Raw genomic sequence first — 13288 nt, 5'->3', positions numbered from 1 at the left:
GTCAGCGATAGTCGCTGGATTCGGCCAGCTCGGCCGCCGAGGCCATCAGATCCGTCACGACGGGTCCGAAGGCCAGCAGCTTCTCGTCGTCGCCCGCGCGTTGGAAGCCTTGCTCCAGCACGATCGCCAGCTTCCACTTGGCCAGCACCAGGTAGTAATCCAGGTCGTCCACCTGGCGGCCCGACACCTTGGCGTAATGCTCGACTACCTCGTCGCGGGTGGGCATTCCGCGCATGTCGACGTAGCTCATCTCTGAAGCCTGCGCCGTATCCGTCGGCCAGCTTTGCACCATCCAGGCGAGATCCAGCTTCGGGTCGCCGACGGTACCCATCTCCCAGTCGACGATCGCGGCCATCCGTGCGGGCGCGCCGTGGTGATACATCACGTTGGCGAACTGATAGTCGCCGTGCATGAGGCCGGGGATGAAGTCCAGCGGCTTGTGCGCCCGAAGCCAGGCGGTAGCCACCTCGAGGCCGGGTAGCTCGCGCTTCTTGATCCTGTCGAGGAAGCCGGTCCACCGGTCGACCTGTCGCTCGTGGAAACCGTCCGGACGGCCGAGATCCTGCAGTCCTTTCGCCTGCCAGTCCACCTTGGACAGCAACGCAATGCCCTCGGCCAGTTGATAACTCAGGCCGGGACGAGTGCTCATATCGCTGTCGAACGGCTCCGGCCACTTGCCGTGCTGATCCATCGGCGACCAGCCATCGACGAACCCCATCAGGTAGAACGGCCGGCCCAACACCGAAGCGTCCGAGCACACCCCAACGGCCTTCGTATGCGGCACGTCGGTACCGTCGAGCGCCTCGATGATCCGCCACTCGCGCAGGATGCCCTTGTCGCGGTCCGGGGGAGCGCCCGGCGGCGGCATGCGCAGCACACAGCGCTCCTCGCTGCGGCGCAACTCGTAGATCACGTTCTGCGTTCCGCCCGACAGGAAACGAGCCTCGAGTGGCTCACCCTTGCCCGGCAGCGCCTCACCATCCATCCAATCGGCAAGGCGCACAACGTCTATCTCGCTCACAGATTCCCCACTTCGTTCTCCATGAAGTCGGCGTACTTGGCGCGGGCGGCTTCGCGTTTAGCGGGCAGCCACTCGGTCGGCCAGGTGTCCTCGGTCGCTTGGTAGCCGCGCAGCACCTGCTTGGCGACCGTCGTCTTGTGGACCTCGGTCGGTCCATCGGCCAGTCCCATCACCGCGGCGCCGGTGACCATGCCCATGAACGGCATCTCGTTGGTTACCCCGAGCGCGCCGTGCACTTGCATTGCCCGCCAGGCGATGTCGTGCAGCACGGTCGGCATCACCACTTTGACGGCCGCGATGTCCTTGCGCACCTTCTTGTAGTCGTTGTATTTGTCGATCTCCCACGCGGTGTAGAGCACCATCAACCGGAACTGCAGCAGCTGCGCGTAGGAATCGGCGATGTAGCCCTGCACGAACTGCTTGTCCGACAGCAGGCTGCCCTGGGTCTTGCGGCTCAACGCGCGCTCGCACATCATGTCCAGCGCCTTGTGCGACATGCCGATGGTGCGCATCGCGTGGTGAATTCGCCCGCCGCCCAAGCGGGTCTGCGCGATCACAAACGCCTGTCCCTCGCCACCCAGCAGCGCCTCGGCAGGTACCCGCACATTGTCGTAGTGGATGAGTGCGTGCGAACCCTCGCCTTCGGGCTCGCCATAGAGACCGACGTCGCGGACGATGTTCACACCCGGGGTGTCGGTCGGCACCAGGAACATCGACATGCCCTGGTAGGCGCTGACGTCGGGATTGGTCACCACCATCACGATCAGGAACGAAGCCGTGCTCGCGTTGGAGGAGAAGAACTTCCAGCCGTTGATCACCCAGTCGTCACCGTCGCGCACCGCACTCGTCTTGAACAGCGTCGGGTCTGCGCCGGCATGCGGTTCGGTCATCGAGTAGCACGAGAAGAGTTCGCCGTCCAGCAACGGACGCAGATACTTCTCCTTCTGCTCGTCAGTGCCATAGTGGGCGATGATCTCGGCGTTCCCGGTATCTGGCGCCTGACACCCGAACACGATCGGCGCCCATTGTGACCGGCCGAGGATCTCGTTGAGCAATGCGAGTTTGAGCTGTCCGTAACCCTGGCCGCCGAGCTCGGGGCCAAGGTGGGTGGCCCACAAACCCTTTCGGCGCACCTCCTCCTTGAGCGGGTCGATGACCTTGCGCCGGTTGTCGTCCAGCGGCACGAACTGCAGATGCGGAAACGCAAGATCGAGTGGCTCGCACTCCTCACGAACGAACTCGTCGGCCCAGTCCAGCAGCTTCTGGTATTCGGGGTCGGTTTCGAAGTCCCACGCCATTGCGGGCGTCCTTTCAGTTGAAGGTGACGATGTTGTAGCCGGCGATCAACGCGGTGATATCGCGGCTGACGACCTCTGTGAACGAGCGGTCGCCGTAAGTGCCTGCGGCCCAATGCCGTACACCTTCGCTGACGTGCATGCCGGCGAGGTGGGACAGGTGGCGCACATCGACATGCGGCGCCAGCTTGCCGTCCTGCTGCGCCTTGGCGAACAGTTCGCCGAACATATCGGCGTCGCCGTCGTCGAGTGGCTCGCCGGCGAGGATGCGGTGCTCGTGGCGGTAGCCCTCCAGGATCGTTTCGATGATCAGGTCACGTGGGTTGCGTGCCATCGAGCGTTCGAGGCTACGCAGTGCTTCGACGATGACCGCGTCGACCTCGTAGTCCTTCTGCAGCAGCGAGCGCACGGTTTTCTGCGCGGCGCGGGTGGATAGCAGGCCGACCTCGAAGAGCACGTCTTCCTTGGCCGGGAAATAGAAGTAGAACAGCGCGCGCGAGACGCCGGCGGCGCGGCAGATGTCGGCCACCGTCGTCTTCGCGTAGCCGTTGGTGCGCCATAGCGCCATCGCGGCCTGCACCAAAGCACGCTTCGTCTCGTGGGACCTCGCGCGTTGATAGGAAGCCCGCCGCTGACCACCGTCAGCCGCTACAGCCACGCTGTTCTTGGGCACAGGCCGACTGTAGCAGCCAGATTCGCGGTGGTAAATAGTTGACGCATGTCTAACTATCCGCATGGTGGCGGACGCGAGCGGGCTGTCCTGAGGGAGTATTCGAAAGTGCCCGCGTAGCAAGCGACAAATCAGTTGTCGCTCGGTACGCGGCAATTATTTGAGCGACTGCGAGGCCTCATATCCAGCCGTCAGGTAGAACACCGTGCGGTCGAGGCTGGGGAGGATCGCGGTGATGTCGATCTCGCCGGCGGCGAAACGACCCATCAAGCCGTAGACGGCGCTGGACACGATGTCGTCGACGTCCTCGACGAATGCGGGGTCGGCGTCGGCGAGCACCTCCATCGCCGCGGGCACCACCGCGTCGAAGCCACGCCGAACCAGCTTCTGACCGCCGGGTGCCGAGCGGGCACGGAAGTACGCGTTCAACATCGCGGGGTGGCGCTCCCACGGCTCGAAAATCGTGCGCAGCACGCGCATCAACCCGGCATACAACGATTCGTCGGCATCATGCGGCTTCGTCAACCCGGAGTACCGGTTCTCCTCCATCCAGCAGTTCAGCGCGGCCAGGATCAACTCGTCGCGGGTGCCGTATCGCTTATAGATAGTGGCCAGCGAGGTGCGGGCCCGCCGGGCGACCTCGCGCAGTTGTACCGCGTCGTAGCCCTCGGTTTCGAGCAACTCGACGACGATCTCGAGAATCCGGTCCTGCCCCTTGCCGTCCATGAGTAACCAGGTTACCGTACCGGGTGTAACGCGGTTACTCAGGCAACGAAGCGAGGATCGATGGGTTCTTTGGACGGCAAGGTCGCCTTCATCACCGGCGTGGCCCGTGGCCAGGGCAGAAGCCACGCGGTGCGATTGGCCGCCGACGGTGCCGCCATCATCGGCGTGGACATCTGCGCTGACATTGCCTCAAACGGCTACCCGATGGCTTCTCGCGACGAGCTCGACGAGACGGTGGCGCTGGTCGAGGCCGAGGGCGGCAAGATGGTCGCCTCAGTCGCCGATGTCCGTGATTTCCACGCGCTGAAGGCGGCACTGGATGCCGGGGTGGAGCAGTTCGGCCGGCTCGACATCGTGTTGGCCAACGCGGGCATCGCGACGATGGCGTTTCGTGAGCTGACCGACGAGGAAGACCTCGAAATGTGGACCGACGTCCTCAACGTGAATCTCGTCGGTGCGTTCCACACCGCCAAGGCTGCGATACCGCACCTGATCGCCGGGGGACAGGGCGGCTCGATCGTGTTCACCAGCTCGACCGCCGGTTTGAGGGGTTTCGGCGGGCTGCAGGGCGGCGGTCTTGGCTATGCGGCATCCAAGCACGGCATCGTCGGGCTGATGCGCACGCTCGCCAATGCGCTTGCCCCGCATAGCATCCGCGTCAACACCGTGCATCCGACAGCCGTGAACACGATGATGGCGGTCAACTCGGCGATGGTGTCCTTCCTGGAGAACTATCCCGACGGCGGTCCGCATCTACAGAACCCGATGCCGGTCGAACTGCTCGAGCCCGAAGACATCAGCAACGCGATCGCCTACCTGGTGTCCGATGCGGCCAAATACGTCACGGGGGTGACGTTGCCCGTCGACGCCGGATTTTGCAACAAATTATGAGCGGTCGCGTCGACGGCAAGCGCGTCCTGATCACCGGCGCCGCAAGGGGAATGGGTCGCAGCCACGCGTTGCGATTGGCCGAAGAGGGCTCCGACCTCATCCTCGTCGACATCTGCGAGTCGATATCTGAGCTGGAGTACCCGCTGTCTACGCGTGAAGATCTGGACGAGACCGCGCGACTAGCCGAAAAGCACGGCGGTCGGGTCGTCACGGCTGTCGTCGACGTGCGCGACGCGGAAGCGCTGGCCGCGATCGTCAACGACGGCGTTTCCGAACTGGGTGGGCTCGATGCGTCCGTCGCCAATGCCGGCGTGCTGACAGTTGGCACGTGGGACAAGACAACGCAACAGCAATGGCGAACGGTGTTGGACGTCAACCTGATCGGGACCTGGAACACCTGCGCGGCGGCGCTGCCTCATCTGGTGGAGCGTGGCGGGAGCCTCGTCAATATCAGTTCGGCTGCGGGTCTGAAGGGCACTCCGCTGCACCTTCCGTATACCGCGTCCAAGCATGGCGTCGTCGGGTTGAGCCGCGCATTGGCCAACGAGCTTGCCGCGCAGAATGTTCGGGTCAACACCGTGCACCCGACCGGCGTCGCGACGGGTATGCAGCCCGCGTCCCTGCACGAGCTTCTCGGCGAGCAGCGCCCCGATCTCGTCCCGATCTTCCTCAACGCACTGCCCGCGGTGATGGCCGAGGCCGTCGACATCAGCAACGCGGTGCTGTTCCTGGTCTCCGACGAGTCCCGCTTTGTGACAGGTCTGGAGTTCAAGGTCGACGCCGGAGTGACGCTGCGATGACGACCCTGGACACCGAGCGCGTGGAGCGCGGCAGGCGGACGTTCGCGGAAGTGATGACCGTTGCGCCGCCCGACGATTCCAGCCCGGCGACCGAAACCGGCCTGATCGACTTCGTGTTTGGCGAGGTGTGGTCGCGTCCCGGGCTGAGCAGACGAGACCGGCGGTTCGTCACGCTGCCGTGCGTGGCGGCGGCCGACGCTGAGGGGCCGCTGAGAGACCATGTGTATGCGGCCCTGAACAGCGGCGATGTCTCCATCGCCGAAATGCGGGAAACTGTACTACATTTCGCGGTGTACAGCGGTTGGCCCAAGGCGTCGCGCTTCAACATGATCGTCGACGAGCTGTGGGAGCGGATTCATCATGAACGCGGACAGGCCGTGCCGCCGCCCGAGCCCCTGTTGCCTCTTGTCACGCCGAGCGACCCCGAAGAACGGCTGCTCACCGGCGAACAGTCGTTCAAAGACATCAACTGCCTACCGTTCGCCCCGCAACGCGATAACCCGTATCAAGGTGCCGGCATTCTGAATTTCGTCTTCGGCGAGATGTGGCTGCGGCCAGGACTCGGTATGAAGGAACGGCGGTTGATCACCATAGCGTGCGTGGCGTTCCAGGACGCACCGTATCCGATCATGAGCCATGTCTACGCCGCCCTGAAGAGCCGAGATGTGTCCTTCGACGAAATGGGCGAACTGGCTTTGCATTTCGGTGCCTATTACGGCTGGGCGAAAGCATCCCACCTCAACCAGGTGATCGGTGAGCAGAAGCAACGCGTGCTCGACGAGTGGCGTCAGGAGGAGCAGTGCTCATAGCCGGCGACCGCGTGACAGAAACGTCCGGCGGCACGTACGCCCACATCTACCCGGCGACCGGCCAGCCGAATGCGCATATCCCGCTGGCAGGCGCCGACGAGATCGACCGGGCAGTCGCCTCGTCGTGGGATGCCCATCGAGAATGGATGGCGTTGACCGTCGACCGGCGTCGCGACCTGTTGATCGACCTCGCCGACGCGGTGCATGAGAACCTCGACGAGCTGGCCCGGCTCAACGTTCAGGATTACGCGGTGCCAATTTCCTTCGCAGGCAACGCGATCCTGCTGGAACGCTTCCTGCGGCACTTCGCCGGTTACGCCGACAAGCCGCATGGCACCTCTACGCCGGTGGCTGGGTCGTTCGACGTCAACCTGATCGAGCGCGAGCCATATGGTGTCGTCGGCGTCCTCACCCCGTGGAACGGATCGCTGGTGGTGACCGGATCGTGCGTCGCGCCTGCGTTGGCGGCGGGAAATGCGGTGGTGCTGAAGCCATCCGAGGTGGCGCCGCTGGCCGCGCTGCGCTTCGGAGAATTGTGTCTCGAGGTCGGTCTGCCCGTCGGGCTCGTCAATGTTGTCCCCGCCGGGCCGGAGGGCGGCGACGCTCTGGTGCGGCATCCGGGAGTCCGCAAGATCCACTTCACCGGGGGAGATGCGACCGCGCGCAAGGTGCTCGTCTCGGCGGCCGCCAATCTGACGCCTGTGGTGACCGAGCTGGGAGGCAAATCGGCCAACATCGTCTTCGACGACGCAGACCTCGACGCGGCCGCGATGTTGGCCGCGCATCAGGGACCGTTGATGCAGTCGGGGCAGAGCTGCGCGTGCGCGAGCCGGGTGCTGGTGCATGAATCGGTGTACGACGCGTTCCTCGAGAAGTTCGTCGCCGTGATCGAGGGGTCAGCGATCGGCGATCCGCTCGACCCGCAGGTGGTCTTCGGGCCGGTGATCAGCCAGGGGGCGGTCGAACGCATCCTCGGGGTGATCGACCAAACCGTCAGCGACGGCGGGAAGCTGGTCACCGGCGGCCAGCGTCTCGTTGGCGAACTCGCCGGCGGCTACTACATCGAGCCAACTGTGTTCGCCGGTGTCGACAACGCCTCTGCGCTGGCCCAGACCGAGACGTTCGGTCCGGTGGTCTCGGTGATGAAGTTCAGCGACGAAGCCGAAGCGGTGCACATCGCGAACGACACGCGATTCGGCTTGAACGCATTTGTCCAGACCAACGATGTGCGCCGGGCACACCGGGTCGCACGCCGGATCGAGGCCGGGTCGGTATGGGTCAACACCTTCAGCGACATGGCGCCGCAAGGACCGTACGGCGGCTTCAAGCAGAGCGGCTTCGGGCGGACCGGCGGCCTGGAAGGGCTGCACGAATTCCTCCAAGTGAAGAACATTCGCATCGCCATGCACTGACGATCCGAGCCGAATTTGTGCAAGTGCTCAGCACGGGCGCCGGAGTCAGGTGATGATGCATATCGACATCATCGAGGAGGGTCATGACGGGTCGAGTAGCGGGCAAGGTCGCATTCATCACCGGCGCTGCGCGCGGCCAGGGACGCAGTCACGCTGTGCGCCTGGCGCAGGAAGGCGCCGACATAATCGCCGTCGACATCTGCCGACCCTTCGCCGACTCGCCCGCTCCGCCGGCAACTCCAGAAGACCTCGCCGAGACCGCGGACCTGGTCAAGGCGCTGGATCGCCGCATCGTCACCGCCGAGGTCGATGTCCGCGATTACGACGCGCTCAAGTCGGCCGTCGACAGCGGAGTCGAACAGCTAGGCCGGTTGGACATCGTCGTCGCCAACGCCGGTATCGGAACGATCGGAACCAGGCTCGACCGGATGAAAGAAGACATCTGGCAGGAGATGATCGACGTCAACCTCGCCGGGGTGTGGAAGTCGGTCAAGGCGGGCGTCCCGCACCTGCTGGCCGGCGGCAGGGGCGGGTCGATCATCTTGACCAGTTCGGTCGCGGGGCTGAAGACCTACCCGCACACCGGTCACTACGTGGCGGCAAAACATGGCGTGGTCGGGCTGATGCGGACGTTCGCCGTCGAACTCGGCGCGCACTCCATCCGCGTCAACTCCGTGCATCCGACGCATGTGAACACACCGCTGCTACACAACGAGCAGACGTACCGGATGTTCCGGCCGGATCTGGAGAACCCGGGCCCCGACGACATGGCACCGGTCTGCCAGACCTTCCACATGTTGCCGATCCCGTGGGTGACCGCCGAGGACATCAGCAACGCTGTGCTGTTCCTTGCGTCCGACGAGGCCCGGTACATCACGGGGGTCACGCTTCCCGTCGACGCGGGCAGCTGCCTGAAGTAACGAAAGGACCGCCCCCGCATGACGATTGCGCACGACGTCTACTACGACCCCTATGACGTTGGCATTGTCCACGATCCCTATCCGGTATACGCGCGACTGCGGGACGAAGCGCCGATCTACTACAACGAGCGTTACGACTTCTGGGCGATCTCGCGCTATGCCGACGTGGAGAAGGCGCTGGCCGACTGGGAGACGTTCTCGAGCAGCCGCGGCGACATTCTCGAGCTGGTTCAGTCGAACTTCGACATGCCCAAGGGCGTGATGATGATGGAGGATCCGCCCGTGCACACGATGCTGCGCGGGCTGATGTCGCGGGTCTTCACGCCGCGCCGGATGGCCGAGATCGAAGACCAGATCCGCGCGTATTGCGTCAACTGCCTTGACCCGCATGTGGGTTCGGACGGTTTCGACATCATCGCCGAGCTTGCGTCGATGATGCCGATGCGCGTGATCGGCATGCTGCTTGGCATTCCTGAGTCGGAGCAGGTCCAGGTCCGCGATGCCAACGACGCGAACCTGCGCACCAAGCCCGGCGCACCGATGAAGGTGATCACCGCCGACAAGATCGCCGACGGCCGCATCTACGCCGATTACATCGACTGGCGCGCAAAGAATCCGTCGGACGACTTGATGACTGCGTTGCTCAACGTCGAGTTCGAAGACGAGAACGGGGTGACGCGCAAGCTGTCCCGCGACGAGATCCTGCGCTACACGCAGGTGGTCGCAGGTGCCGGAAACGAGACGACGGGACGACTGATCGGCTGGCTGGCCAAGGTGCTGGCCGAGCATCCGGATCAGCGCCGTGACGTCGAGCAGGATCGGTCGCTCCTGACGCGCGCGGTTGATGAGACGCTGCGGTTCGAGCCGACCGGTCCACACGTAGCACGCTGGATGGCAAGAGATTTCGAGTGCTACGGCACCACTGTGCCGGCGGGCAGTGCGATGCTGCTGTTGTTCGGTGCGGCCAACCGAGACTCCCGGCGCTATGAAGACGCCGAGGCGTTCAACATCCATCGCGACAACATCTCGCATCTGACGTTCGGAAAGGGTGTGCACTACTGCCTCGGCGCGAACCTCGCGCGGCTGGAGGGCCGCGTCGCTCTCGACGAGCTGCTCAACCGGTGGCCCGAGTGGGACATCGACTACGAGACAGCGGAACTCGCGCCGACGTCGACAGTCCGGGGCTGGGAAAGGCTGCGGCTGGTTTTGCCGTGAATCAGTCGAAGGCTATGACCCCTCGGATGTTCTTACCTGCGCGCAGATCCTTCATCGCCTCGTTGATGTCGTCCAGCTTGTATTTCTGAGTAACCAGCTCGTCGAGTTTGATTGCGCCCGCCTCATACATCGACAGCAGCATTGGCATTGCGTCGCGTGGGTTCATCTCGCCGTACAGCACGCCTTTCAGCGTCTTACAAGAGCTGACCATGTCGGGCAGGATCAACGGCACCATCATGTCGCTCACCTTGGCCATGCCGGTGAGCACGCACGTACCGCCCTTGCGCAGCAGCATCATGGCGACCATCACCAAGTCGACCGGCACCACACCCGGGGTGAGGACGACACGATCGGCCATGGCGCCCCACGTGATCTCCTTGACGAGTTCCAGCGCGGCGCCTGCGTCGACCGCGGTGTGCGTCGCACCGAAGGTCGGTGCGATGTCGCGCTTGAACTCGTTGGGATCAACAGCGACGATGTACTTGGCGCCAGCCGCTTTCGCGCCCTGGACGGCGTTCATGCCAATTCCGCCCACACCAATTACCACGACGGTGTCACCGATCTTGGTACCCGCGGCAACCGAACCCGACCCGAACCCCGTTGTCACCCCGCAAGAAACCAGTGATGCCGCTTCCAGCGGGATCCAGTCGTGGACCCTGACCAACGACCGCTCCGAAGCGACCACATACTCCGAGAAGGTCCCGACCTGCATCATGGCCATCAGATCCTCGTCGCCAAGATGGCGCCGCCGCGTGCCGTCGGTGGTCATCGCCTTGCTGTAGATGTCGGCTCCGACGTCGCACAGATAGGTGTGTCCAGTTGCGCACCATCGGCAGCTACCGCACGCGGGCAGAAACGAAATAGCCACGTGGTCACCGGGTTTCAGGGTCTTGACCTCTGGGCCGACCTCCTCGACGATGCCGGATCCTTCATGGCCGCCGAGCATCGGGAACCATTCGGGCACGGGGACGCCGGACGCCCGCATCATCTCTTCCATCTCCGCACTAGGCACGCTGTCACCGGTGTAGAAGTGCTCGTCGGAGTGACAGACACCGGCGTAGGCCATCTTGACCAGCACCTCGCCCGCATGTGGTGGGTCGAGGTCCACCTCGGTGACTTCCCAATCCACGCCGACCCCGCGTAAGACTGCCGCCTTGGATCTCATGATGCGGGCCAGCCGACGGTCTTGGTCTCGGTGAAGATCTCGAGACCCTCCATGCCGCACTGCCTGCCGACACCGGACTGCTTGTAGCCGCCGAACGGGGCGTCGGCGCCATACCAGAGGCCACCGTTGATACCGAGCGTTCCGGTTCTGATCCGGCTGGCGACGGATTTGGCCCGTTCGAGGTCGTTGGCGAACACGACGCCCGACAGCCCGTAGATGGAGTCGTTGGCGATGCGCACCGCGTCGTCGTCATCATCGAAGCCGATCACCGACAGCACCGGCCCGAAGATCTCCTCCTGCGCAATAGTCATTCGGTTGTCCACATCAGCGAACACCGTCGGCTCGACGAAGTATCCCTTCGGCAGATGCTTCGGTACGGCGCCGCCGGTGACAAGGCGGGCGCCTTCCTGTATGCCCTTGTCGATGTAGCCCAACACCCGGTCCTGTTGTCTCTTGGAGACTTGCGGGCCTTGCAGCACAGACGGATCCGTTGGATCGCCGTACTTGTTATTCTCCATCGCGACTTTGACGATCTCGACGGCCTCGGCGTAACGGGAGTTCGGCACCAGCAGTCGAGTGGGCATCGCGCACCCCTGGCCCGCGTGCATCATGATGAACGCGCTCCCGCCGACCGTCGCGTTGATATCTCCGTCGTCCTCGAGCACCAGGTACACCGACTTGCCGCCGAGTTCCAGGAAGGTCGGCTTTATCGTGTCGGAAGCGGCCTTCATGATGCGCCGGCCGGTCGCCGTCGACCCGGTAAATGCCACCATGTCGACCAGCGACGACGTCGAAAGCACTTCGCCAACAAGGTGATCCGACGACGTGACGATGTTGATGACGCCCGGGGGAATATCGGTCTGCTCGGCGATGATCCGGCCGAGCCGGGTGGCATTCCATGGGGTGTCCGGAGCAGGCTTGAGCACCATTGTGTTGCCCATCGCCAGGATCGGCCCGATCTTGTTGAGGATGATCTCTAAGGGGAAGTTCCACGGTGTGATGACGCCGACCACGCCGATCGGTTCCTTCCAGACTTCGCGGGCTGCCGGTGTTCCCATCCCGAACGCGTCCTTATCTGGAAGTGAACGCTTCCAAGGGAACTGGCTGATCATGTCGGCGGGCCAGCTCAGTGCCTCTTTGAGCGGTACGTCAAGCTGCGGTCCGAACGTGCTCAGCAGCGGACAGCCGACTTCGGCGATCAGCTCGTTGCGGATCTCCTCCCGCTCAGCCTCTAGTGCCGCCTGGAGCTGACGAAGACCCGCTGCTCTTGCTTCGCCGTTGCGCGACCAGTCCGTGTGATCGAAGGCATGACGCGCGGCTGCTATCGCGCGCTCCATATCAGCCCGCGTCCCGTCGGCGGTGCCACCGAGCACTTCCTCGGTCGCCGGGTTGATGTTGCTGAATTGTCGGCCCGTTTCGGACTCGACGAGCTTGCCGTCGATGAGCATGCGGGTTTCGTGCGTCACCGTGAGACTTCCTTCACCATTGTCGAAGTTCGGCTACTGCGCCGGATGGCCGGGGAGCCAATGTCAGGTAGGGAATGAAACTGCTGTTGCCGCAGGCAAGTACGGAGTGCACCACGCCCACAAGGTGATCTGCCTCGACGAGGCCACCCTGCATGTAGCCGTTTTCCATCCAGTAACGGATCGCGTTCTCCAACGCTGCGGGATCCCAGGCCTTGTTGAACTCCGTCTGAGAGTCGCCTTGACCGCCGAAGCAGTCGCCGACCGCAAGCCGGGTGAAGCCGATGTTCGGGTGTTCGATGCGCCACGCCTCGACGAGCTTGTCCAGCGCCGCCTTTGACACCGCGTAGGCGCCCAGCAAGGGCCACGGAGCCGAGTACGACGCGCTCAACGACGAGAGGTAGACCGCCGAGCCGGCAGCGGCGGCCAGGTGCGGTGCAGCCGCCGCCGTAAAGAGCGACGCACCAGTGACGTTAGTAGCGAACAGGTTTGCCCATTGCTCGCCGCTGACATCGGTCAGTGGCGCTAGTACGCCTACGCCGGTGGTGTACACCATTGCGTCCAGACCGCCGAAGTTTTCGACGACTTCCGCCACGGCACTCTGACATGCGACGCTGTCGGTGACGTCGCAGGCGACCGCAAGTGCGCCGTTATCGGCTTCCTGCGCCGCGTTGATCAGACGATCGCGTCGTCGGGCGAGGAAGGCCACCCGTGCTCCCCGCTGTGCAAGCCCCATTCCGATGCAGCGGCCCAGGCCCGCGGACGCCCCGACAACGGCAACTCGCATCCGCGGCGCGTCAGGCATCGGTTCTCCTTGAGATCAGGGTGAGAGCAACATTATCATTTCTGTAGAAGCCCTCTAATCGGTTATTGAAAATGTCCATTTCCGCAGGGTTGTCAA

At 63.9% G+C, this 13288-nt stretch carries 13 protein-coding genes; 6 read left to right on the top strand and 7 right to left on the bottom strand.

The genetic code is table 11. The features are described from left to right. Nucleotide 1: 1 nt before the first annotated feature. From GGC64_RS17195 to GGC64_RS17180, 4 genes are all read right to left on the bottom strand, one after another. Nucleotides 2-985, bottom strand: a complete 984-nt coding sequence (locus GGC64_RS17195; RefSeq protein ID WP_225952046.1) for a phosphotransferase family protein — start codon at nucleotides 983-985, stop codon at nucleotides 2-4. A 32-nt stretch (nucleotides 986-1017) separates the two neighbouring features. Then, nucleotides 1018-2319, bottom strand: a complete 1302-nt coding sequence (locus GGC64_RS17190) for an acyl-CoA dehydrogenase family protein (protein WP_192723676.1) — start codon at nucleotides 2317-2319, stop codon at nucleotides 1018-1020. A gap of 13 nt (nucleotides 2320-2332) precedes the next feature. Then, nucleotides 2333-2989: a TetR/AcrR family transcriptional regulator gene (locus tag GGC64_RS17185; RefSeq protein ID WP_192723675.1), complete on the bottom strand. Its 657-nt coding sequence runs from the start codon at nucleotides 2987-2989 to the stop codon at nucleotides 2333-2335. A gap of 153 nt (nucleotides 2990-3142) precedes the next feature. Beyond that, complete coding sequence (locus tag GGC64_RS17180) at nucleotides 3143-3712, bottom strand: TetR/AcrR family transcriptional regulator (protein WP_192723674.1); 570 nt, start codon at nucleotides 3710-3712, stop codon at nucleotides 3143-3145. Nucleotides 3713-3772: 60 nt separating this feature from the next. Here GGC64_RS17180 and GGC64_RS17175 point away from each other — a divergent pair, with 60 nt between their 5' ends. The 6 genes from GGC64_RS17175 to GGC64_RS17150 all read left to right on the top strand — a co-directional run bounded on the left by GGC64_RS17175 (nucleotide 3773) and on the right by GGC64_RS17150 (nucleotide 9759). Continuing rightward, nucleotides 3773-4603 (top strand): mycofactocin-coupled SDR family oxidoreductase, encoded by an 831-nt coding sequence (locus GGC64_RS17175; RefSeq protein ID WP_192723673.1) that lies wholly within the window; start codon nucleotides 3773-3775, stop codon nucleotides 4601-4603. Beyond that, the gene (locus GGC64_RS17170) at nucleotides 4600-5403 is read left to right on the top strand and encodes a mycofactocin-coupled SDR family oxidoreductase (protein WP_192723672.1); all 804 of its coding nucleotides are present in this window, start codon (nucleotides 4600-4602) and stop codon (nucleotides 5401-5403) included. The genes GGC64_RS17175 and GGC64_RS17170 overlap by 4 nt, the downstream gene beginning before the upstream one ends. Further along, nucleotides 5400-6212 (top strand): carboxymuconolactone decarboxylase family protein, encoded by an 813-nt coding sequence (locus GGC64_RS17165; protein ID WP_192723671.1) that lies wholly within the window; start codon nucleotides 5400-5402, stop codon nucleotides 6210-6212. Before GGC64_RS17170 ends, GGC64_RS17165 begins: the two co-directional genes overlap by 4 nt. Next, complete coding sequence (locus GGC64_RS17160; RefSeq protein ID WP_192723670.1) at nucleotides 6185-7624, top strand: aldehyde dehydrogenase family protein; 1440 nt, start codon at nucleotides 6185-6187, stop codon at nucleotides 7622-7624. Before GGC64_RS17165 ends, GGC64_RS17160 begins: the two co-directional genes overlap by 28 nt. An 83-nt stretch (nucleotides 7625-7707) precedes the next feature. Further along, complete coding sequence (locus GGC64_RS17155) at nucleotides 7708-8544, top strand: mycofactocin-coupled SDR family oxidoreductase (RefSeq protein WP_192723669.1); 837 nt, start codon at nucleotides 7708-7710, stop codon at nucleotides 8542-8544. Between the two features lie 18 nt (nucleotides 8545-8562). Further along, nucleotides 8563-9759: a cytochrome P450 gene (locus GGC64_RS17150; RefSeq protein WP_192723668.1), complete on the top strand. Its 1197-nt coding sequence runs from the start codon at nucleotides 8563-8565 to the stop codon at nucleotides 9757-9759. A gap of 1 nt (nucleotide 9760) precedes the next feature. Here the strand turns inward: GGC64_RS17150 and GGC64_RS17145 are convergent, their stop codons facing one another. From GGC64_RS17145 to GGC64_RS17135, 3 genes are read right to left on the bottom strand one after another with little or no spacing between them, the layout of a single operon-like run. Next, nucleotides 9761-10924 (bottom strand): NDMA-dependent alcohol dehydrogenase, encoded by a 1164-nt coding sequence (locus GGC64_RS17145; RefSeq protein WP_192723667.1) that lies wholly within the window; start codon nucleotides 10922-10924, stop codon nucleotides 9761-9763. Beyond that, on the bottom strand, nucleotides 10921-12372 hold the full coding sequence (locus tag GGC64_RS17140; protein ID WP_192723930.1) for an aldehyde dehydrogenase family protein: 1452 nt from the start codon (nucleotides 12370-12372) through the stop codon (nucleotides 10921-10923). Before GGC64_RS17140 ends, GGC64_RS17145 begins: the two co-directional genes overlap by 4 nt. 31 nt (nucleotides 12373-12403) lie before the next feature. Continuing rightward, nucleotides 12404-13174, bottom strand: coding sequence for an SDR family oxidoreductase (locus tag GGC64_RS17135; RefSeq protein WP_192723929.1), 771 nt, complete (start codon nucleotides 13172-13174; stop codon nucleotides 12404-12406). Nucleotides 13175-13288: the final 114 nt, after the last annotated feature.

Source organism: Mycobacterium sp. OAS707, assembly GCF_014873705.1.
GTDB lineage: Bacteria > Actinomycetota > Actinomycetes > Mycobacteriales > Mycobacteriaceae > Mycobacterium.
This window is presented reverse-complemented; position numbering and strand designations above follow the sequence as displayed.

Coding starts and splice junctions, on each gene's coding strand:
- GGC64_RS17195 (WP_225952046.1), bottom strand. CDS start 985: ATGGATGGTGAGGCGCTGCCGGGCAAGGGTGAGCCACTCGAGGCTCGT.
- GGC64_RS17190 (WP_192723676.1), bottom strand. CDS start 2,319: ATGGCGTGGGACTTCGAAACCGACCCCGAATACCAGAAGCTGCTGGAC.
- GGC64_RS17180 (WP_192723674.1), bottom strand. CDS start 3,712: ATGGACGGCAAGGGGCAGGACCGGATTCTCGAGATCGTCGTCGAGTTG.
- GGC64_RS17175 (WP_192723673.1), top strand. CDS start 3,773: ATGGGTTCTTTGGACGGCAAGGTCGCCTTCATCACCGGCGTGGCCCGT.
- GGC64_RS17170 (WP_192723672.1), top strand. CDS start 4,600: ATGAGCGGTCGCGTCGACGGCAAGCGCGTCCTGATCACCGGCGCCGCA.
- GGC64_RS17165 (WP_192723671.1), top strand. CDS start 5,400: ATGACGACCCTGGACACCGAGCGCGTGGAGCGCGGCAGGCGGACGTTC.
- GGC64_RS17155 (WP_192723669.1), top strand. CDS start 7,708: ATGACGGGTCGAGTAGCGGGCAAGGTCGCATTCATCACCGGCGCTGCG.
- GGC64_RS17150 (WP_192723668.1), top strand. CDS start 8,563: ATGACGATTGCGCACGACGTCTACTACGACCCCTATGACGTTGGCATT.
- GGC64_RS17145 (WP_192723667.1), bottom strand. CDS start 10,924: ATGAGATCCAAGGCGGCAGTCTTACGCGGGGTCGGCGTGGATTGGGAA.
- GGC64_RS17140 (WP_192723930.1), bottom strand. CDS start 12,372: ATGCTCATCGACGGCAAGCTCGTCGAGTCCGAAACGGGCCGACAATTC.
- GGC64_RS17135 (WP_192723929.1), bottom strand. CDS start 13,174: ATGCGAGTTGCCGTTGTCGGGGCGTCCGCGGGCCTGGGCCGCTGCATC.